Source organism: Pseudocoprococcus catus, assembly GCF_019734885.1.
Taxonomy (GTDB): Bacteria; Bacillota; Clostridia; order Lachnospirales; family Lachnospiraceae; genus Coprococcus_A; species Coprococcus_A catus.
This window is the reverse complement of record NZ_JAAXCM010000048.1, coordinates 42,304-63,083: the sequence shown is the minus strand read 5'-3', so window position 1 is coordinate 63,083 and position 20,780 is coordinate 42,304. Positions and strand designations below refer to the sequence as shown.

At 45.6% G+C, this 20,780-nt stretch carries 19 protein-coding genes; 18 read left to right on the top strand and 1 reads right to left on the bottom strand.

Annotation, left to right across the window (positions count from 1 at the left end):
• Nucleotides 1–37 precede the first annotated feature (37 nt).
• The 7 genes from fabF to HED67_RS13720 all read left to right on the top strand — a co-directional run bounded on the left by fabF (nucleotide 38) and on the right by HED67_RS13720 (nucleotide 7,803).
• Complete coding sequence (gene fabF, locus HED67_RS13750; RefSeq protein ID WP_246612243.1) at nucleotides 38–1,288, top strand: beta-ketoacyl-ACP synthase II; 1,251 nt, start codon at nucleotides 38–40, stop codon at nucleotides 1,286–1,288.
• Between the two features lie 2 nt (nucleotides 1,289–1,290).
• A complete protein-coding gene (gene accB, locus HED67_RS13745; protein ID WP_221718659.1) occupies nucleotides 1,291–1,779 on the top strand; it encodes an acetyl-CoA carboxylase biotin carboxyl carrier protein in 489 nt (162 codons plus the stop codon).
• Nucleotides 1,780–1,854: 75 nt separating this feature from the next.
• Entirely contained in the window at nucleotides 1,855–2,286 is a 432-nt protein-coding gene (gene fabZ / locus HED67_RS13740; RefSeq protein ID WP_221718658.1) for a 3-hydroxyacyl-ACP dehydratase FabZ, read from the top strand.
• Nucleotides 2,287–2,288: 2 nt separating this feature from the next.
• Entirely contained in the window at nucleotides 2,289–3,662 is a 1,374-nt protein-coding gene (locus HED67_RS13735; protein ID WP_221718657.1) for an acetyl-CoA carboxylase biotin carboxylase subunit, read from the top strand.
• 66 nt (nucleotides 3,663–3,728) lie between these two features.
• Complete coding sequence (accD, locus tag HED67_RS13730; protein WP_221718656.1) at nucleotides 3,729–5,495, top strand: acetyl-CoA carboxylase, carboxyltransferase subunit beta; 1,767 nt, start codon at nucleotides 3,729–3,731, stop codon at nucleotides 5,493–5,495.
• On the top strand, nucleotides 5,492–6,580 hold the full coding sequence (locus HED67_RS13725) for an NAD(P)H-dependent flavin oxidoreductase (protein WP_221718655.1): 1,089 nt from the start codon (nucleotides 5,492–5,494) through the stop codon (nucleotides 6,578–6,580). The genes accD and HED67_RS13725 overlap by 4 nt, the downstream gene beginning before the upstream one ends.
• 290 nt (nucleotides 6,581–6,870) lie before the next feature.
• The gene (locus HED67_RS13720; protein WP_221718654.1) at nucleotides 6,871–7,803 is read left to right on the top strand and encodes an AEC family transporter; all 933 of its coding nucleotides are present in this window, start codon (nucleotides 6,871–6,873) and stop codon (nucleotides 7,801–7,803) included.
• Between the two features lie 10 nt (nucleotides 7,804–7,813).
• Here the strand turns inward: HED67_RS13720 and HED67_RS13715 are convergent, their stop codons facing one another.
• Nucleotides 7,814–8,596 carry a ZIP family metal transporter gene (locus HED67_RS13715; RefSeq protein ID WP_221718653.1) on the bottom strand — a complete coding sequence of 261 codons (783 nt, stop codon included), beginning with the start codon at nucleotides 8,594–8,596 and terminating at the stop codon, nucleotides 7,814–7,816.
• Nucleotides 8,597–8,843: 247 nt separating this feature from the next.
• On the opposite strand from HED67_RS13715, the gene HED67_RS13710 reads away from it, so the two are divergent.
• From HED67_RS13710 to HED67_RS13660, 11 genes are all read left to right on the top strand, one after another.
• Nucleotides 8,844–10,046: an AI-2E family transporter gene (locus HED67_RS13710; RefSeq protein ID WP_221718652.1), complete on the top strand. Its 1,203-nt coding sequence runs from the start codon at nucleotides 8,844–8,846 to the stop codon at nucleotides 10,044–10,046.
• A gap of 355 nt (nucleotides 10,047–10,401) precedes the next feature.
• The gene (locus HED67_RS13705) at nucleotides 10,402–11,160 is read left to right on the top strand and encodes a class I SAM-dependent methyltransferase (protein WP_221718651.1); all 759 of its coding nucleotides are present in this window, start codon (nucleotides 10,402–10,404) and stop codon (nucleotides 11,158–11,160) included.
• A gap of 10 nt (nucleotides 11,161–11,170) precedes the next feature.
• Entirely contained in the window at nucleotides 11,171–12,112 is a 942-nt protein-coding gene (gene nikB / locus HED67_RS13700; RefSeq protein WP_221718650.1) for a nickel ABC transporter permease, read from the top strand.
• The gene (gene nikC / locus HED67_RS13695) at nucleotides 12,113–13,000 is read left to right on the top strand and encodes a nickel transporter permease (protein ID WP_178439806.1); all 888 of its coding nucleotides are present in this window, start codon (nucleotides 12,113–12,115) and stop codon (nucleotides 12,998–13,000) included.
• Nucleotides 13,001–13,129: 129 nt separating this feature from the next.
• Nucleotides 13,130–14,758, top strand: a complete 1,629-nt coding sequence (locus tag HED67_RS13690; RefSeq protein WP_221718649.1) for an ABC transporter substrate-binding protein — start codon at nucleotides 13,130–13,132, stop codon at nucleotides 14,756–14,758.
• A gap of 190 nt (nucleotides 14,759–14,948) precedes the next feature.
• Entirely contained in the window at nucleotides 14,949–15,743 is a 795-nt protein-coding gene (locus HED67_RS13685) for an ABC transporter ATP-binding protein (RefSeq protein ID WP_178439812.1), read from the top strand.
• Nucleotides 15,733–16,710 carry an ABC transporter ATP-binding protein gene (locus HED67_RS13680; protein WP_221718648.1) on the top strand — a complete coding sequence of 326 codons (978 nt, stop codon included), beginning with the start codon at nucleotides 15,733–15,735 and terminating at the stop codon, nucleotides 16,708–16,710. The genes HED67_RS13685 and HED67_RS13680 overlap by 11 nt, the downstream gene beginning before the upstream one ends.
• A 526-nt stretch (nucleotides 16,711–17,236) precedes the next feature.
• A complete protein-coding gene (locus HED67_RS13675) occupies nucleotides 17,237–18,304 on the top strand; it encodes an ABC transporter substrate-binding protein (RefSeq protein ID WP_221718647.1) in 1,068 nt (355 codons plus the stop codon).
• 115 nt (nucleotides 18,305–18,419) lie between these two features.
• Entirely contained in the window at nucleotides 18,420–19,337 is a 918-nt protein-coding gene (locus tag HED67_RS13670; RefSeq protein ID WP_221718646.1) for an ABC transporter permease, read from the top strand.
• Between the two features lie 2 nt (nucleotides 19,338–19,339).
• On the top strand, nucleotides 19,340–20,134 hold the full coding sequence (locus HED67_RS13665; protein WP_221718645.1) for an ABC transporter ATP-binding protein: 795 nt from the start codon (nucleotides 19,340–19,342) through the stop codon (nucleotides 20,132–20,134).
• Between the two features lie 168 nt (nucleotides 20,135–20,302).
• A complete protein-coding gene (locus HED67_RS13660; RefSeq protein ID WP_246612242.1) occupies nucleotides 20,303–20,758 on the top strand; it encodes a MarR family winged helix-turn-helix transcriptional regulator in 456 nt (151 codons plus the stop codon).
• The last annotated feature ends 22 nt before the right edge of the window (nucleotides 20,759–20,780 follow it).

Genomic DNA, 20,780 nt, shown 5'->3' with positions numbered 1-20,780 from the left:
TATATAGGTGATATGGATAGATTTCAGAATGGAGAAAATGATGGAAAAGCGCAGAGTAGTGATTACAGGTATGGGTGCAGTGACACCTATCGGCAATAACGTAGAGACTTTCTGGAAGAATGTCAAGGAAGGGAAAAATGGTATCGGATCGATTACCAAATTCGATACCACAGATTATAAAGTAAAAATTGCAGCAGAGGTCAAGGATTTTTCAGCGAAGGAGCTGATGGATTTCAAGGCAGCGAAGCGTATGGAGACCTTTTCACAGTATGCGGTGGCAGCAGCAAAGGAAGCCTGCGCGGATGCCGGCTTTAATATTGAGGAAGAAGATCCTTATCGCTGCGGCGTGATCATCGGTTCCGGTGTGGGAAGTCTGCAGCAGGTTGAAAAAGCCTGCCAGACCATTGAGACAAAGGGCCCGGGCAGAGTGAATCTGCTGCTTGTACCGATGATGATCTCCAATATGGCGGCAGGCAATGTGTCAATCCAGCTTGGTTTAAAAGGCAAGTGTACTAATGTGGTGACAGCCTGTGCCACAGGAACAAACTGTATCGGTGATGCTCTTCGCGCTATCCAGTATGGGGATGCGGAGGTAATGTTTGCCGGCGGTACAGAGAGCTGCATCTGCCCGACAGCGGTTGCAGGTTTTACAGCACTGACAGCTTTAACCACAGCCCAGGACCCGGATCGTGCATCCATTCCTTTTGACAAGGAAAGGGGCGGTTTTGTTCTTGGTGAAGGTGCCGGCGTAGTGGTACTGGAAGAGTTAGAGCATGCCAAAGCAAGAGGTGCCCATATTTATGCAGAGCTGGTGGGCTATGGTGCTACAGGCGATGCTTATCATATCACATCCCCTGCAGAGGACGGCAGCGGTGCCGCCAAAGCTATGGAACTGGCTATGGAAGAGGCAGGTATTGCTCCATCTGAAGTACAGTATATCAATGCCCATGGTACAGGTACCCATCACAATGACCTTTTTGAGACAAAGGCAATTAAGAAAGCTTTTGGCGAGGATGCCCAAAATCTTGTCATCAATTCGACGAAATCCATGATCGGTCATCTTCTGGGTGCTGCCGGTGCGGTGGAAAGTATTGTCTCAGTGAAGGCTATTGAAGAGGGATTTATCCACCAGACTATCGGAACGAAAGAACTTGGCGAGGGTTGTGACTTAAACTATGCCATTGATGGACCTGTAGAGAAAGATATTCAGTATGCCATCAGCAATTCCCTCGGGTTTGGCGGACATAATGCGTCTCTTCTTTTCAAGAAGTATGAAGGCCAGGTGTAAAAATGGAATTAGATGAACTTTTAAAATTGATACGGGCCGTGTCAGATTCAGAACTGACGGGTTTTAAATATGAAGCAGAGGGTGTGTGTCTGAATCTGAAGAAGGAAAAAGAAGTAGTGACAGCGGTACAGACATTGCCGGCGGCCGGTGTCAGCCAATCAGTGATGCCGATGCAGACAGCTGCAGCATCAGCAATGTCAGTAGCTTCAGCAGATTCAGAGGGAAAGGCAGCCGGGACAAAACCGGCAGAGCAGGAAGGCTTTCTTGTGAAATCACCGCTGGTGGGGACATTTTATGCCGCACCTGCTGAGGATGCAGCCCCTTATGTTGCTGTGGGTGATACGGTGAAAAAAGGTCAGACGGTAGCCATTGTGGAAGCCATGAAGCTGATGAATGATATTGAGAGTGATTTTGACGGCACAGTGGCTGAAATTCTTGTGGAAAACGGCGAGATGGTAGAATATGGCCAGCCGCTGTTCAGAATTGCCTAGGTTGTATAGAATTGCCTGGGCTGTGCAGATAAGTGCTGAACTGATTTTGTAATATATAAGAAAGAAGTTAGATCAATGAAATATCTTGGAATTAATGAGATTAAAGAGATTCTTCCGCACAGACATCCTTTTTTGCTGGTGGATTATATCGAAGATTATGAACCCGGCGAATATGCTGTGGGCTATAAATGCGTGACATACAGAGAAGACTTTTTTGCAGGGCATTTTCCGCAGGAACCGGTGATGCCCGGGGTATTGATCATCGAAGCCCTGGCTCAGGTGGGTGCAGTGGCTGTGCTGATGCAGGAAGAGAATAAAGGCAAGCTTGGTTATTTCGGCGGTATCAAAAACTGCCGTTTCAGAAGAAAAGTTGTGCCGGGAGATAAATTGAAACTGGAAGCAAGAATTATTCGTCAGAAAGGACCTGTTGTTGTGGGCGAGGCCATTGCCTCTGTGGACGGTGAAGTGGCTGTCAAGGCGGAGCTGACACTGGCAATCGGGGAATAAAGATGATCAGAAAAGTTTTAATTGCCAATCGCGGGGAAATTGCGGTGCGTATCATCCGGGCCTGCAGGGAAATGGGCATAGAGACGGTGGCTGTCTATTCGGAAGCAGATAAGGAAGCCCTGCATACACAGCTGGCGGATGAAGCCATCTGTATCGGCCCGGCGCCTTCTTCGGAGAGTTATCTGAATATGGAACAGATCATCAGTGCCACCATTGTGTCAGGAGCAGATGCCATCCATCCGGGATTCGGATTTTTGTCAGAAAATGATCGATTTGCAGCTTTATGTGAGCAGTGTCATATTATTTTCATCGGACCAACCGCAGATGTCATCCGCAAACTCGGCAATAAATCCAATGCCAGAAATACGATGATCGCGGCAGGGGTACCGGTGATCCCGGGAAGCAAGGAACCCTTGTATCATGCAGAAGAAGCATTGGCCATTGCAGAAGAAGTGGGGTATCCGGTCATTGTCAAGGCGGCTCTTGGCGGCGGCGGCAAAGGCATGCGTGTGGCTTATCATCAGGATGAACTGGAAAATGCTTTTATGACAGCCCAGAAGGAATCTATGGCAGCTTTTGGCGATAATACTATGTATCTGGAACACTTTGTGGAGCATCCGAAGCATATTGAGTTCCAGATTCTGGCGGACAATTACGGTCATGTGATCCATCTGGGCGAGCGTGACTGTTCCATCCAGAGAAATCACCAGAAGCTGATTGAAGAATCACCTTGTGCCATTATGAGTGATGCATTGCGTCAGAAGATGGGAGAGGCGGCAGTGAATGCTGCAAAAGCAGCGGGATACGTGAACGCCGGAACTATCGAGTTCCTGCTTGAAAAGACAGGACGTTTTTATTTTATGGAAATGAATACCCGAATCCAGGTGGAGCATCCGGTAACAGAGTGGGTAACAGGGATTGACCTCATCAAGGAGCAGATCCGTATTGCTGACGGGCGGGAACTGTCCTACACCCAGGAGGATGTGAAGCTGACAGGGCATGCTATTGAATGCCGTATCAACGCGGAAAATCCCTATAAAGGCTTTCGGCCGTGTCCCGGAAGAATCACAGATATGTATCTTCCCGGCGGCAAAGGCATACGTATTGATTCAGCCATTTACAGCGGTTATGAAGTACCGCCGTATTATGACAATATGCTGGCGAAGCTGATCGTATTTGCGAAAAACAGAAATGAAGCCATCACAAAGATGCGCAGCGCTCTGGGAGAAGTGATTATTGAGGGCATTGATACCAATGTGGATTATCAATATGAGATATTAAATGATCCGGATTATCAGAGCGGTGATTTTGATATCGAATTTATTGCAGATAAAGAGGAACAATTGCTGAACCATCGTTATGCAGCTGAAGGGTAAGATGTTTTGCAGCATGATGATGCCGGGCAATGCAAAAAGCCGGTGAAGTGACAGGAGGGATGAACAATGAAGCTTGGAAATATGTTTAAAAAGACCAATCAGAAAAATTACATTACATTGACAAACAGGAAGGCCAATGTTCAAAACTCCGGGGAGTCATCACCGGAGGTGCCTGAAGGGCTGATGCGCAAATGCAATGCCTGCAGAGCAGTGGTATTGGCAGAAAGTATTATTGGCAATCAGTATATTTGCCCGAAATGCGGCAACTATTTTAGTGTACCGGCAAGACGCCGCATCGAGATGTTGGCGGATGAAGAAAGTTTTAAGGAATGGGATACAGGCCTTACATCCGGAAATCCGCTGCATTACAAAGGCTATGAAGATAAAGTTGAAGCTCTTCGTGAGAAGACAGGCCTTGATGAAGCGGTGACTACAGGTTTTGCAAGGATTGGCGGTCATGAAGTGGTACTGGCTGTGTGCGACAGTCATTTTATGATGGCCAGCATGGGCAAAGTTGTTGGTGAAAAGCTGACACGAGCCATTGAGAAAGCCACAGAGCGAAAGGTGCCGGTGATCATTGTTGCCTGCTCCGGCGGAGCCAGAATGCAGGAAGGTATCCATTCTCTGATGCAGATGGCGAAAACATCTGCCGCCTTAAAAAGACATCATGATGCGGGACAGCTCTATATCTCGGTTCTTACAAACCCCACAACCGGCGGTGTTACAGCGAGCTTTGCTATGCTTGGGGATATTATTCTGGCAGAACCGAATGCACTCATCGGTTTTGCGGGACCAAGAGTTATTGAGCAGACCATCGGACAAAAGCTGCCGAAGGGTTTTCAGCGTTCGGAATTCCTGTTAGAGCATGGTTTTATTGATCAGATTGTAGAAAGAGAACACCTGAAGAATCGTCTGGAGCATCTTCTGTCACTGCATGAGAAAAATCCCGAGGCGGAACAAAGACTCAGAAACTATAAGGAAGTGTCAGAGTCATCTGAGAATCCGGATCTGAATATAAGTGAAGAATTATCCATTGCGAAAAAAGATGAAAAGAAATCTGCCTGGGACAGGGTTCTGGCTTCCAGAAAGAAGGAAAGACCGGTCGGCACAGAATATATAGAAGATTTATTTTCGGACTTTACAGAACTGCATGGTGACAGGTATTTTGGGGATGATCCGGCCATTGTAGGCGGTATCGCCAGATTTCACGGAATGCCTGTGACTGTCATTGCCCAGGAAAAGGGACGCAATACAAGAGAGAATGTCCTGCGTAACTTTGCCATGCCGTCACCGGAGGGCTACAGAAAAGCCCTGCGTTTAATGAAGCAGGCAGAGAAATTCGGCCGTCCGGTCATCTGTTTTGTAGATACTCCCGGGGCTTTCTGCGGTATGGAAGCAGAGGAGCGTGGGCAGGGAGAAGCCATTGCAAGAAATCTTTTTGAAATGTCAGGTTTGAAAGTGCCGATTTTGTCCATTGTCATCGGGGAAGGCGGCAGCGGCGGTGCCCTTGCTATGGCGGTGGCAGATGAGGTGTGGATGCTTGAAAATTCTATTTATTCAATCTTATCACCGGAAGGTTTTGCAAGTATTCTATGGAAGGACAGCCATAAAGCAAAGGAGGCGGCAGCTGTGATGCGGCTGACGGCGGCAGATCTTCAAAAACATGGCATGGTGGAGCGTGTTTTTGAAGAACCGGAAGATCTCACCATAGAGACACTGCCGGAACTGACACTGAAAATGGACAGATGTATGAAATTATTTTTCAGAAAACAGCTGGCAATGACGGGTGATGAAATTGCAGAGATGAGATATCGGAGGTTCAGAGCATTATGATGACATATCCAGAGTTAAAAATCGGTGATCTGACAGCCAAAAAGCCCATCATTCAGGGCGGCATGGGCATCGGCATCAGTCTGTCAGGGCTGGCCGGGGCAGTGGCGAAAGCCGGAGGCATCGGTGTGATCTCGACAGCCCAGATTGGTTTTCGGGAGCCGGATTTTGAAGAATATCCGGCGGAAGCCTGCCGAAGGGCCATCGGCAAAGAACTGACCAAAGCAAGGGAAATTGCACCGGATGGGATCATCGGTTTTAATATCATGACTGCATTGAGAGATTATGAAGGCCATGTCCGGGCGGCAGTGGAAGCCGGTGCGGATCTGATCATCTCAGGTGCGGGACTGCCCCTTGATCTGCCGGGACTGGCAGCAGAAAGTCAGACCAAGATTGCACCGATTGTATCAACAGAACGTTCGGCGGCGGTCATCCTGAAATACTGGGACAGAAAATATCATCGTACAGCGGATCTTGTGGTGATCGAGGGACCGAAAGCCGGTGGGCATCTCGGTTTTAGTCGTGAACAGTTGGCAGAATATGCTGAATATGATGATAAAGAATATGCCGAAAAAAGTTATGATGATGAAGTGAAAAAGATCATGGCTGTTGTCAGAAAATATGGTGAGAAATACGGCTGTTCAATTCCGGTCGTACTGGCCGGCGGCATTTATGACAGAGCAGCGGCAAAGCATGCTTTTAGCCTTGGAGTGGATGGCATTCAGGTTGCAACGCGTTTTGTAACGACAGAAGAATGTGATGCAGATATTCGTTATAAAGAAGCTTATATCCGGGCAAATAAAGAAGATATTCAGATTGTGAAAAGTCCTGTGGGGATGCCTGGCAGGGCCATTATGAATCCTTTTATGGAGCGGGTGATGGCCGGTGAAAGGATATCACCGAAGAAATGCCTGCTCTGCATGAAGGGCTGCAAGCCTTCGGAAATTCCGTATTGCATTACGGAGTCTCTGCTCCATGCGGCAAAGGGTGAAGTCGATGAAGCACTATTATTCTGCGGCGCTGAAGCCTGGCGGGCTGAGAAGATAGAAACAGTGGAAGAAGTGATGGACGACTTACTGCAGGCGTAAGGATGAATCCTGATGAAAAGTTGAAGAACTATATCAATTTTTATACAATGGTCATCTGAGAACGGTGATGCAGAGATTTGAGTATAAAGACAGCGGAATGAAGGAAATGTTCGACAGATGGATAAATTGTTCTAAAAATAATAAGTGAAATTTTTGCGAGATGTATTGACAAATAAAATTTACGGGACTATAATCTGCTTCAGAAAAAGAGAGAGGTCTATGAAAAAGCAAGCGGCGTATGCTGACTTGCTTTTTATTATAGAATAGTATAGAATAGGAGAGTGGATTTTATGACTGTAAGTCTCATTTTAACAGAACAAATTGTAAAATTATTTATTATCCTTATAATTGGTTTCATCATGGTCAGGATCGGTCTGCTGAAGGTTTCCGACAGTAAGAGTATTTCCGTCCTGCTTGTGTATCTGGTGCTTCCATGTATGATTATCAATTCATTTCAGATTGAATACACACCGGAGGTACTGAAAGGATTGATTTTTACGGTTGTGGCAGCAGTGATCGCCCATATTGTCTTTTTAATCCTCACAGCAATTTTAAAAAGGCCGCTACATCTTGATATGGTTGAAGAACTGACGACGGTTTATACGAATGGCGGTATTTTGGTTGTTCCGCTGGTCAAGGCGCTTCTTGGTACAGAGTATGTTATTTATTCCTGCAGTTTTCTGGCTGTTCAGATGATTCTGATCTGGACACATGGCAGGCATAGAATGTGCAGTGAAGAAAGACTTTCCTTAAAGAAAATATTTTGGAATGCTAACATTGTAGCAATTTGCATTGGTGCATTTCTGTTTATCACAAAGATTGAATTGCCGGATGTGATTGGCGGAACGATTGATATGCTGGCAGAAATGATCGGGCCAATCGGTATGCTATTAGCAGGTATGGCAATTTCTGAAATTCCATTCAAAAAAATATTCATGGAAAAAAGAAATTATCTGGCTGTTTTGCTCAGATTGTTTATCTATCCTCTTGTCGTACTTATTGTGTTCAAAGTGCTGGATTTGACGGATTGGATCGCGGACGGAAAGAATCTGCTACTGATTGTCTTTCTTGCATGTGTCACACCGGCCTGTGCAACAGTTACTTCCATGGCACAGCTTTATGATAAGAACAGTGCAGAGGCCAGCCTGTTTTATGTGCTGACCACACTTTTTTCAATCATCAGTATGCCGTTGATGATTCTTGTATTTGAAATTTTCTGTTAACGAAAAATTTTTATCCGAGAGACACGTCCAGGATCATCATCAGACTGAATCCGACAGCAAAACACAGGGTGCCCACATCAGAGTGGCGTCCCTGGGACATCTCAGGGATCAGCTCTTCGACGACAACATAGAGCATAGCGCCGGCGGCGAAACTCAGCAGATAAGGCAGGGCCGGAATAATATAATGGGCAGCCAGAATTGTCAAAATGCCGCCGACAGGTTCCACGATACCGGAGAGGACACCGCCCACAAAGGCTTTGCTTTTCTTCATACCTTCGGCGCGAAGGGGCATGGATATGATGGCGCCTTCCGGAAAATTCTGGATAGCGATGCCAAGGGATAATGCCAGTGCACCGGCGGCGGTGATGGTTGTGCTGTCTACGAGATAACCGGCGTAGACGACACCCACGGCCATACCCTCCGGGATATTGTGCAGCGTCACAGCCAGAACCATCATGGTTGTGCGCTGAAGTTTGCTTTTCGGTCCCTCAGCCTGATCGCTGTTCTGATGCAGATGGGGAATGATGTGATCTAAGAGCAGCAGAAACAGGATGCCGATCCAGAAACCGATGGCCGCGGGAAGAAAAGACAGCTTTCCCATGGATGCGGATTGTTCAATGGCAGGAATGATCAGGCTCCATACGGATGCAGCCACCATAACACCAGCGGCAAAACCGGTTAATGCCCGTTGGATTTTGTCACTTAAGGTATTCTTCATGAAGAATACGCAGGCGGCACCGAGGGATGTGCCGAGAAAAGGAATTAAAATACCATAAAATATATTCAGATTCATATATCAGACCTCCAATCTCTGAGTATGAAATATATAGATAGTTGTATGTGTAATTGCTCAGAATAATACTGATTAGTCATAGCTAACTATAAAAATACTATAGCACGCTTTTAACGAATTGACAAGCAGTATCTGGCAAAGGAGCACAGCAACTGCAATTGATGTGGCAGATCTGGCACAAAGACGTCTTTTGGATTACAGTATTTTATGTAATGATTCAACAAATTAAAAAAAGAGGAGAACAATAGTGGATTTAAGTAAAATTACTATAAAAAAAATCCGGGAGCTTATTGTGTTTACAGCACTTCTTGTGGTCGCCCTGTGGAAATTTGATGTGGTGCTCGATGTGCTGAAAGCAATATGGGGAATCCTATTTCCCTTTGTACTTGGCGGAGCAATCGCATTTGTGACCAACGTGCCAATGAGCTTTTTGGAAAAGAAAATTTTTGGAAGAGTAAAAAAAGAAAATAAGATAGTCGTAAAACTGGCAAGACCGATAAGCCTGCTCCTTACGATTGCATTTGCGGTTGGCGTGATCATACTGGTAATGTTTGGCGTGATCCCGCAGCTTACGCGGACATTGGGAACTCTGATGGTGAGCATCGCTGATTTTATTCCGCAGATGCAAAGCTGGATCCGGGAATTTTCTCATAATAACCAGGAAGTCATGAAGCTGGTAGATCAGGTACAGTTTAATCCGGATCAGGCAATCAAGTGGGGGATAAGCTTTCTTGGAAACGGTGCAGGAAATATGATGAATACCACAATGTCAGCATTGGGTTCCATAGTCAGTGGATTGGCAACCTTTTTTATTGCATTTTCATTTGCCTGTTATGTTCTTTTTCAGAAGGAGAAGCTGCACGTGCAGATCCGAAAAGTAATTTTCGCTTTTCTTCCAAGGAAAAAAGCAGATGCTTTTCTTAAAGTCTGTTCTCTGACTTATCGGACATTTGCAAATTTTCTTGCGGGTCAGTGTCTGGAAGCCGTGATTCTCGGCTGTATGTTTGTTGTTATATTGAGTATTTTGAGGCTGCCATATGCACTTTTGATCGGGATTTTGATTGCATTTACCGCATTGATCCCAATTTTCGGGGCTTTCATCGGATGTGCAGTGGGAAGCTTTTTAATTTTTATGGTAAGTCCGGAACAGGCGATTTTATTCATTATAGTATTTCTGGTGCTGCAGCAGATTGAGGGAAATCTGATCTATCCTCATGTTGTGGGTGAATCGGTAGGGCTTCCGTCAATCTGGGTTCTTGCAGCAGTTACGATCGGTGGAAACCTTATGGGAATTGTAGGTATGCTTGTTTTTATTCCGCTGTTGTCCGTGTTTTATACTATTTTTCGGGAATTCGTATATCTGCGTCTGAAAAAGAAACATATCAAACAGGTGACAAAGACAGAAATTGAGGAATATACGGTGGAGGAAACACGACAACCGCATGAGTAAATAAATTGTGAACAGATTTCCTGGGGAAGTCTGTTGTCATTGTCTGATAAAGCATTGATGACGAAAGCCTGGTGGATTATCACGATCCCTGGTTTGTCTTTGCTTTTTATGTTTAATGACTCTATGTTAAAAACGTATAAGCACGTTAATTGACAAAAGTACTGCTGCGTGATATGATATTTTTATTGAAATTGCCGGTACGAAGCGGGCAGATGATTTTTTTACAGATGAGACGAAATGAAATGGCAGAAGGTTATCCGGATGGGATAACTATAGATAGAATGTACGAAGCATTCCTTGTTTTCATTATTTGAAACGGGAATGCTTTTCTTTTTACTTTTTGCCGGAAAACAGAATGGAGAGAAGACATATGGAACAGCTTGAGACAATCAGATCTTATTGGAATACCCGTGCGGATGGTTATTCCAAGTCTGTTATGGAAGAGATGGAGGATGCACAGAAAGAGGGGACTTACTGGAAGACGCTGTTGGACAAATATCTTCCAAAGGCGGACAATCCCAAAGTGCTGGATCTTGGATGCGGACCGGGTTTTTTTACAATGATGCTTGGTCAGAGGGGCTGTCAGATGACCGCATTTGATTATTCTGACGGAATGCTTAATCAGGCAAAGCAGAACGCGGCTTCTGCCGGTGTAACAGCGGAGTTTGTTCAGGGAGATGCCCAGAAGCTGCCTTTTGAAGATGAAACCTTTGATATGATCGTTACGAGAAATCTCACATGGAATCTGGAGCATCCGGAAAAGGCATACAGGGAATGGCTGCGTGTACTGAAAAAGGGCGGCTGTATTCTGAATTACGACGGCAATTATTATTTGCATTATTATGATGAGGAATATCGTCAGGAATATGAGATCCGACAGATCCATCATGGCGATGAACATAAATATATCGAGAATGTGGATGTAAATATTATCAACAATGTGGCAAGAGATTTGCCTCTCAGCAGAGAAAAACGTCCTCAGTGGGACATCAATCTGCTGCTTGAGATGGGGGTTAAAGGTCTGGAAACAGAAGTGGACAGAAGCAGATTTGAGGACGAGCATGGCAAAGATCATCAGGTCATCGATCATTTTATGATTTACGCTGTTAAGTAGGTGACATGGAATGGTCAAATACATATTAAAAAGACTGGTACAGCTTGTGGTTGTCCTTCTGGGAGTAACCTTTCTAACCTTTATGATCACTCAGGCAGCACCCAGTGATGCGGCGGAGATGAAATATGTTTCCATGGGCATGATGCCGTCATCAGAGCTGCTTGAAAAGACCAGGGAAGAGATGGGGCTGAATGATCCGGTGCTTATCCAGTACGGACGGTGGCTTGGCAATGTCCTGCACGGCGACCTGGGGGAATCCTCCAAGTTCGGTGAATCTGTATTGACGCAGATGACCAGGAAATTGCCGATGACCTTGAAGCTGGCGGGGGTTTCTCTTGTTGTTGTGATTCTGATTTCTTTTCCGTTAGGTGTTCTTTCTGCGGTTAAGAAGAATAAAACGGCAGATTATATCATACGTTTCCTGTCATTCTTCGGTGTCTCGATGCCGAATTTCTGGCTGGCGCTTTTGCTGATGTATATATTTGCAGTTCGGCTGGGGTGGTTTAAGGTTGTCAGCACGGATTCGATTGGGGGAATGATCCTTCCGGTTGCTACCCTGACAATTCCGATGATCTCCAGTTATGCCAGACAGATTCGTGCGGCACTTCTGGAGGAATTGAATGCCAACTATGTGATCGGTGCAAGAGCCAGAGGCATACCGGAGCACAGGATTATCTGGGGGCATGTGCTGCCGAATGCCATCCTTCCGATCATTACACTGCTTGGCTTGTCAGTGGGACATCTGCTGGGCGGTGCGGCGATTATTGAAACGATTTTTTCCTGGCAGGGTATCGGCAACATGGTTGTGGAAGCTATCCGTGTCAGAGATTATCCGCTGATCCAGGGATATGTCATCTGGATGGCGATTATCTATGTGACAGTGAATCTGATCGTCGATATCTCTTACAGATGTCTGGACCCTCAGATTCGACTGAGAAAGAGGGTGGATTAAATGAGTGAAGCCACGAAAATCCGCCTGAGAGAGAGAAAGTCGCAGCCACGAAAATCCTGGTTCAGACCGGCAAAGACAGAGAAAGGCAAATGGCTCCGGTTTTATTGCTGCCTTGCAGCAGTTGCAGTTGTCCTTTTTATTGCTTTTTTCGGCAAATATTTTGCACCTTATGATCCGCTGGCAACTGATTATGCGGCTAAATTATCCGCGCCGGGCGGCAGCCATCTGTTTGGTACAGACAATGTGGGCAGAGATGTGCTGTCAAGAATTTTGTACGGTGCGGGCAATTCCTTTATATTAACCTTTATCATGATTGCAATTGTATCCGTGTTGGGAACGGTGATCGGCATTGTATCGGGATTCTTCGGCGGACTTCTGGATACAGTGATCATGCGTCTGACGGATATTCTGCTGGCATTTCCGGACACGGTTTTTGCCATTGCTATTGTGGGAATGATGGGACCGGGACTTTTGAATACAGTGATTGCCCTGTCTTTTGTCTGGTGGACGAAGTACGCAAGAATGGCCAGAGGACTGGCTTCCGTCATTCGTACCAAGGATTACATTACCGAAGCAAGGTTCGGCGGTGTCGGAACAGCAGGGATTCTGTTCCGATATGTACTGCCGAATATCGTTCCCCAAGTGGTCATTATGGCGACCTTGGATGTGGGCGGCATGATGCTGGCTCTGGCCGGTCTGTCGTTCCTCGGTCTGGCTTCACAGCCGCCGACACCGGAATGGGGCTATATGCTCTACGAGGGCAAATCATATTTGCAGACAGCACCATGGATCATGCTGTTTGCTGGATTGGCGATTTTTATAACAGTGATTGTATTTAATCTTTTAGGAGATAGTTTAAGAGACATACTGGATCCGAAGGAAAATTGAGGCCCTTCATTATTCATCATAGGAAAAAGGCACAGATAGCCTTCGAAGAGTGATGCGTGGGTTTTAATTATAGAAAGCAAAATGAACGGCTATAGAGTAATAAAGATATGTTGAAGGGAGAATTTATATATGAAAAAGGGAAAATTAAGTAAAATTGCTGCGATTGCAATGGCATTTACGATGGCCTGCGGTATCTTATCAGGATGTGGCGGCAGCCAGTCAGCGAAGACAGCGGATTCAGCCGCAAATCAGACAACGGAAAGTGCTGAAGGACAGACAAAGGGAACACAAGAGGCAGAGGATGGCAAGCATATTAATGTGGCATTTTTCTGGATTGCCTCAGATCTGGATCCGGCAAACAACTATAATGGCTGGGTTCTGAGTCGTCTTGGTGTGGGCGAATCGCTTGTGAAGCTGAATGATGAACTGAAGGTGGAGGCCTGCCTGGCAGATTCATGGGAGAATGTAGATGAAACGACATGGAAGTTTCATATTCGTGAAGGCGTGATGTTCAGTAACGGCAAGGCCGTGGATGCAGAAGCGGTAAAAGCGTCGATTGAGCGGGCAATTTCCATGAATGACCGTGCGGCAGAATATCTGAAGGTTGACAGTATGGAGGCCAATGGACAGGATCTGACGATTAAAACGACAGAAGCCAATGCTGCCCTTCTAAACAATCTCGTTGAGCCGGTATTTGATATTATCGATACAACTGAAAGTGAAGAAACGATTCAGACAGCGCCTGTCTGCACAGGCCCTTATGTGGTCAGCGGTTTTACACCTGAACAGACAGTCACGCTTGCGGCGAATCCAACCTATTGGGATGGCACAGCCGGTCTTGATAGCATTACAGTGACACAGATTGCGGACGCCGATGCCAGAGCGATGGCTATCCAGTCAGGGGAAATTGATCTGACAAATACAATTGACAATACAAGTGTGACTCTGTTTACAGACAATGAAGCCTACAATGTCTCATCCATCATCAGTCCGCGTGTCAATGTGGCGTATATGAATCAGGCAGAGACGAGTCCGCTGCATGATCTTGAACTGCGCAAAGCGGTTTCTTATGCGGTGAACAGGGATGCCTATGCCGATTTGATCGGGGGAAGTGCCGCACACAGCGCCTACTCAGATTCCACACCGTTTGGCAATGACACGATCACAGCCTATACATATGATGAGGCAAAAGCAGCAGAGATTCTTGACAATGCCGGTTATAAGGATGTGAACAACGATGGTTACCGTGAAATGCCGGATGGTTCTGAATTAGTGCTGAATTATCTTCAGGCTTCTGATCATGGCTCCGCAGATTCAGCTATTCTTGCAACCGCTGTTCAGTCTGATCTGAAAAATGTCGGTATCCATATGGAAATTCTTTCTGTCGAAAATCTTTCTGATTACCAGACACAGGGCAATTTTGATCTGTATACAGCCAATGATAATTCTGCACCGACAGGCGATCCGCAGATCTGGCTTGAGACAATGTATACAGGACTTGGCACATCCGGCAAAAAGAATCTGACCGGTTTCCAGGATGACAAGATTGATGAAATTGTCAGAAAGATGTCTGAGACATTTAAGACAGAAGACCGTTATGCACTGGCCGCTGAGGCATCACAGGTGCTCAATGATGATGCAGCCAATCTGTTTCTGACCAATTCCTATCTGAATATGGTTTCAGCGGCAAAGGTGAAAAATGCCAATCAGCCGGTGGCGGATTATTACTTTATCACAAAAGATATTACCGTAGAGTAAAAATAGGGTATCTGTTCAGAGCTAACCTCCAAAATGCTACGCATTTCGTCGGTGTGGCGTATCCGCCAAATAAAATTTCAAAAACAGACTTAAAAATGCAAGCATTTTATACCTGTTTTTGAAATTTTGCTTGGCTCTGAACAGTTACAAAATACGAATGAATTTTAATCCTTAAAAGGAGGAGCACGGGATGAACGTTTTGGAACTGAGGGATGTCAGTATTATTTATCAGAATACAAAAGAAGCAGTAAAACATGTCAGTTTTGCTGTGCCTGAGGGAAAAATTGTTGCCATCGTCGGGGAATCCGGAAGCGGCAAGTCAACGCTCATCCGTGCTGCCATCGGATTGCTGCCCGCAGGCGGAGAGCTGGCATCGGGACAGATCCTTTTTGGTGAAAAAGATATGGCGGCGATGACGGCAGAAGAGCTGCGTCATGTCCGTGGGGAGGGCATGGCCATGATTTTTCAGAATGCCGGTGATTATCTGAATCCGAGGCGAAAGGTCTGCGATCAGTATGTTGAGACGCTGCGGTGTCATCAGTCCATGACAAAAAAGCAGGGCTATGAAATCGCCAAGAAAATGCTGGCAACCTTGAAACTGCCGGATACAAAGCATGTGATGAATGCCTATCCTTTTCAGCTGTCCGGCGGTATGAAACAGCGTGTGGCCATTGCCATGGCGATGAGCATGAACCCGAAATTGCTGCTGGCGGATGAGCCTACCAGTGCATTGGATGTAACGGTTCAGGCTCAGGTAGTCAAGCAGATGATGGATCTGCGTGATAAGATGGGAACAGCTATTGTTATCGTTACCCATAATATGGGGGTTGCATCCAAGATGGCAGACTACATTGCGGTGATGCAAAACGGGGAGTTAAAGGAATTCGGAACGAGAGAACAGGTGATTTATCATCCAGAGAATGATTACACGAAGAAATTGCTGACAGTTGTACCGAAATTGCAGGGAGAGACAGATGGAGAATAATCGGGAAATTATACGTTTGGAAAATGTAAGTAAGACATTTGATTTGCGCTATCATAAAACCCTTCGTGCGGTTGATAATGTGAGTTTGTCTTTGCATAAAGGCATCTGCACAGCCATTGTGGGTGAATCAGGCTGCGGTAAAAGTACGCTGGCCAGGATGGTAACGCTGCTTGAACCGGTGACAGATGGGATGATCTATTATAAAAATGAGCCTATTGGCGGGATGCAGAATGGCCGGAATATTGCACTGCGGGGGGAAAAACTCCGTGAGTACCGCAGAAATGTCCAGATGATTTTTCAGGATCCGGCCAATGTATTCAGTCCGCGAATGAAGATCGGTACTTTTTTGATGGAGCCCTGGATCCATTTCGAAAAGAAGAGTAAAAAAGAAGCCAGAGAGATGGCATATTATTCCTTGAAACGTGTTTATCTCGGTGAGGAATATTTTGACAAATATCCCCATCAGCTGTCCGGAGGCGAGCTGCAGCAAATTGCCATTGCAAGAGCCATTGCACTGCATCCGGAGGTTTTGATCTGTGATGAGGCCACCAGTGCTCTGGATGTGTCTATTCAGCAGGAAATCATGGCACTCTTGAAGGAGCATCAGGATGAAACAAACTATGCGATTTTGTTTATCAGTCACGACCTTGCCCTTGTGGAGAATTTCAGCCAGCAGGTTGTTGTCATGTACCTTGGACGAATTGTCGAAATCATGAACGGAGCAGCCTTCCGAATGCATGCCCGTCACCCATATACAAAAGCACTGTTAGGGTCTGTCTTTTCAATTTATGATGACCCGGATAAGGATATTTATGTTCTTGAAGGAGAAGCACAGAGCCCGACAGGAGAGATCAAAGGCTGCGTTTTCTGCAATCGATGCAGTCAGGCAAAAGATATCTGCAGACAGGAGGCTCCGGTTTTAAAACCGATTCGGACGGGACATCAGGTAGCCTGTCACTTTGCCTAAAAGGCGTATAAATTGGCGTAGGAGTGATAGCCGCAAGGTAGATGCTGACTTTACACAAAAGTTTATCCGTTTAAAGTGATAATTTATCAAAAATAGGGTTGACATTCTGAAATTATATGCTAAAATTAAATCAAACTTTTGAGACGGAGATAACGTTCACATAAGCACCGTACAGAGAGCAGGAGGAGCTGAGAACCTGTGGAGACGCTGGTGAGCAAATGGACCGTTGAGGGCCAGGGGAAAGGCATTGAATATGATGCGGAGTATCTGAGGACGTAGACCGGCGTTAACGGTAGAGAATGTGTTGGCATTTTCATGATGAGTGGATTTTATAATCAATAAAGGTGGTACCGCAGATATATCTGTCCTTTGCATAGGGCGGATTTTTTTGTTTTATGGGAACTTTTCCCGAGGCGCCAACTGCAAATGATTTGCAGATAAAACAATCTGTGTGTTCTGACTGTGAAGCAAACTCCTCATAGAAAAGCCTGTATTTTAAGGAAAGATTGAAAGAGAGGTAATTTTCATGAAAAAGTTATTATCAGCAGTATGTATTTTGGCGATGACAGCAATGACACTGGCAGGTTGTGGTTCTTCTTCCACACAGGAGACGAAGGCGGCGACGACAGAAGCAGCCGTTTCCGAGGCAGCATCTGAAGCATCAGAGGCGCTTGATTCCGAAGGCGCGAAGGCCGATGGCAGTTATACAGTAGGTATCATCCAGTTGATTGAGAATGGCGCATTTAACGACATGCGTGAAGGCTTTATTGAAGAACTTCAGGCAAAAGGCTATACAGAAGATAAACTGACAGTGGATTACAAGTGTGCACAGGGCGATGCAACAAACCTTCAGACAATCGCCCAGTCTATGGCAGACGGAAGCTATGATCTGGTTTGTACAATTGCTACACCTGCTACACAGGCAATGGTCAATCTTGAAACAGATACACCGGTTGTATTTATCGCTGTTTCTGCTCCTGTAGCAGCAGGCGTTATCACAGATATGGATCATCCGGACAAGAATGCAACAGGTACATCCAATGCAATCCCTGTTTCTGATATTTTCGCACTGAGCAATCAGCTGACACCGGACTGCAAGACATTTGGTTTCCTGTACTGCACAAGCGAAGTAAATTCTGTGGATACAATTGAAGCAGCCAAGGAATACTGTGATGCCAATGGCCTTTCTTACAAGGAAGCAACCGTGACGAACTCTTCAGAAGTTCAGCAGGCCGCTCAGTCATTAGTAGGCAGCGTTGATGCCATGTTTGTTCCGAATGATTCTGTCATTCAGGCCGGCATGACACTTGTATCAGAAGTGGCAAGAGATGCCAAGATTCCAGTATACTGCAGTTCAGCAACAACCGTTGAATCTGGTGCATTTGCAACAGTTGCTATCAGCGATAAGGGCATCGGTGCCATGAGTGCAGATATGGCAGTACAGATTCTTGACGGCACAGCAGTTGCAGATATTCCTGCAGTCGTTGTTCCTGCATCAGCAACAGTCATCAACAATCAGACGCTTGAAGCACTGGGCATTGCGTTATCGGATGATGTGAAGAACACAGCTACTTTCGTAGATGATGCACAGTAGGATTGCAAAGTTATCCTGAATGATATATTATATATAGAAGAAATGCATTTTACCCTCTGCAATAGCAGGGGGTAAAGTCAAAAAAAGATAAAATATGAAAAGGACGTAGAAAAGTATGACTTTATTGATTGGCTCTTTGCAGCTTGGTTTTCTTTACAGTATCATGGTGCTTGGCATCTATATCAGTTTTAGAATATTGAATATTCCCGATCTGACAACGGAAGGCAGTTTTACTTTCGGTCTGGCAGCATCTTCGATATTGACAGCTGCAGGCCATCCGCTGCTGGGACTTGTGGGTGCGTTAGCCGCAGGTGCGCTGGCCGGCAGCGTGACAGGATTCCTTCAGACGAAACTGGATATTCATCCTGTTCTGGCAGGTATCCTGACAATGAGCGGACTTTATTCAATCAACTTGTTTGTCATGGGTGGTGCCTCCAACGTGACACTGCTCAACAACGATACGATTTTTACATTGTGCCTGAAAGTTTTTCCATTTATGTCTAAGGATGTGGCGAAGTTATTTGTTGCCGTTGTGGCAGTTGTGATCGTTACGGTGTTGTTAACAGTATTTTTTAAGACATCCCTTGGACTTTCCATTCGTGCCACCGGTGATAATGCCGATATGGTCCGTGCATCTTCCATTAATGTGGATGCGGTGAAGATGGTCGCACTGTCCATCAGCAATGCATGCATCGCTTTTTGCGGTGGTCTGATTGCTCAGTATCAGAGTTTTGCGGATATCAACTCCGGCGTCGGTATCCTTGTTGTCGGTCTGGCTTCCGTTATTATTGGTGAAGCTTTCTTCGGTCACAGAAGTCTGATGATCGGGTTTATTTCAGCCATTGTGGGTTCTATTGTATACCGTTATATTATTGCCCTGGCAACCAAGTCCGATATGTTCCCGGCCTATATGCTGAAACTGATTTCAGCTATCATTGTTACAATCGCCCTGGCTGTTCCGGCCATCAAAGTGAAAATGGCCAATGACAGGTTAAAGAGAAACGGCATGAGAGAAAGCAAAGGAGGAAGATAAATATGCTGAAAGTCATCAATGCATCAAAGACCTTTGCAAAAGGCACACCAAATGAACATAAGGCACTGGATCATCTGAATCTGTCCCTGAAACAAGGAGAATTTGTGACAATCCTCGGTTCCAATGGTGCCGGTAAATCCACATTATTCAATGCCATCTGCGGTAATTTTCTTCTGGATGAGGGCAGTGTGATTCTGGATGGGAAGAATATTTCTTACTTGCCGGAGCATCAGCGTTCAGCTTCCATCGGACGCCTGTTTCAGGATCCGATGAAGGGGACTGCACCGAACCTGACCATCGAGGAGAATCTGGCATTGGCTTATTCCAAGAATACAAAAGGCCTTTTCCGATTTGCCATTACAAAGAAGGATCGGGAGATGTTTCGTGAAGCACTGAAACGTTTTGACATGGGACTGGAAGACCGTATGGCTACGAAGATCGGACTTCTGTCAGGTGGACAGAGACAGGTTGTAACACTTCTGATGAGTACAATCGTGACACCGAAGCTGCTGCTTCTGGATGAACATACGGCGGCTCTGGATCCGGCCACGGCTGAGAAGGTGATGGCCATAACCAATGATATCGTCCGTGAGCGCAATCTGACGACTCTGATGATCACCCACAATATGGGGCAGGCACTGACAACAGGCAGCCGAACCATTATGCTGGATTCTGGTGCGATTATCTTCGATATCAAGGAAGAGGAAAGGGAGCATATGACAGTTTCTGATCTGCTGGATATGTATTCAGAGAAGAAAAAAGAAGAATTTGATAATGACAGGATACTGTTGAATTAAAGATAAGGAAGGGAGACATCTCTTCCTTTTTTTTGCATTCATTTCACAGGGGTATTGACATAAAAAAACAATCGCTGTATAATGTTGAACGTAAAACAGTTTGATATGCAACAGTTTTTTGAAAACAAAATGCATACAGAACAAAGATATTCAGAAAGGAGCTATGTAATGTGCAGAAAGGACCTGCCCTGCAGGGAAGAGTTAGGTCTGTTGATTCTTCGTACAGCGACGATGATCCGCAGAAAGGCCGATAGTAATATCTATATGAGTAAGGTTCATAAGATTACAGGATCCAATGGCTGGATTCTCGGATACCTGGCAGACCATGAGAATGAAGAGATTTATCAGAAAGATATAGAAGAAAAATTTTGTGTGACCAGGTCAACGGTTTCAAAAGTGTTAAAGGGCATGGAGAGCAAAGGACTGCTCCGAAGGGAAAGTGTTTCCAGTGATGCCAGATTGAAGCGGCTTGTTCTGACTGAGGAAGGACGAGAGATCAACGCCAATGCAGCGGTGGAGAGAATAGAGCTTGAAAACAGGATCAGGAACGGGCTGTCGGATGAAGAGTTTCATACACTTATGCATTTATTAAAGAGAGTTGCAGATAACATGTTAGAAGAATAAGCCGTCCTTATTTGACAGATGC